This is a genomic window from uncultured Brachybacterium sp. (assembly GCF_947500705.1).
GTDB lineage: Bacteria > Actinomycetota > Actinomycetes > Actinomycetales > Dermabacteraceae > Brachybacterium.
The window spans coordinates 1-837 of the sequence record NZ_CANMSY010000025.1; the positions used below are offsets into that span (position 1 = coordinate 1).

The 837-nt window shown below is 55.8% G+C and carries 1 rRNA gene; it reads left to right on the plus strand.

The window, feature by feature from the left end:
* A 16S ribosomal RNA gene (locus Q0937_RS17905) occupies positions 1-704 on the plus strand; the annotation flags it as partial.
* Positions 705-837: the final 133 nt, after the last annotated feature.

The window sequence follows — 837 nt, forward strand, 5'->3', positions numbered from 1 at the left end:
ACATTCCACGTTTTCCGCGTCGTAGCTAACGCATTAAGTGCCCCGCCTGGGGAGTACGGCCGCAAGGCTAAAACTCAAAGGAATTGACGGGGGCCCGCACAAGCGGCGGAGCATGCTGATTAATTCGATGCAACGCGAAGAACCTTACCAAGGCTTGACATGCACCGGGCGACTGCAGAGATGTGGTTTTCTTCGGACTGGTGCACAGGTGGTGCATGGTTGTCGTCAGCTCGTGTCGTGAGATGTTGGGTTAAGTCCCGCAACGAGCGCAACCCTCGTTCTATGTTGCCAGCACGTCATGGTGGGGACTCATAGGAGACTGCCGGGGTCAACTCGGAGGAAGGTGGGGACGACGTCAAATCATCATGCCCCTTATGTCTTGGGCTTCAAGCATGCTACAATGGTCGGTACAATGGGTTGCGAAACTGTGAGGTGGAGCGAATCCCAAAAAGCCGGCCTCAGTTCGGATTGGGGTCTGCAACTCGACCCCATGAAGTCGGAGTCGCTAGTAATCGCAGATCAGCAACGCTGCGGTGAATACGTTCCCGGGCCTTGTACACACCGCCCGTCAAGTCACGAAAGTCGGTAACACCCGAAGCCAGTGGCCCATCCTCGTGAGGGAGCTGTCGAAGGTGGGATCGGTGATTGGGACTAAGTCGTAACAAGGTAGCCGTACCGGAAGGTGCGGCTGGATCACCTCCTTTCTAAGGAGCATCACCAATTATGGTGGCCATTTTCCTGCCCGAGTGTGGTGGGGGTGGTTGCTCAAGGGTGGAACATCAACGAATGGGCACTTCATCAGTCGGTCATGGCTGTCTAGTACCACTCCTTTTGGGG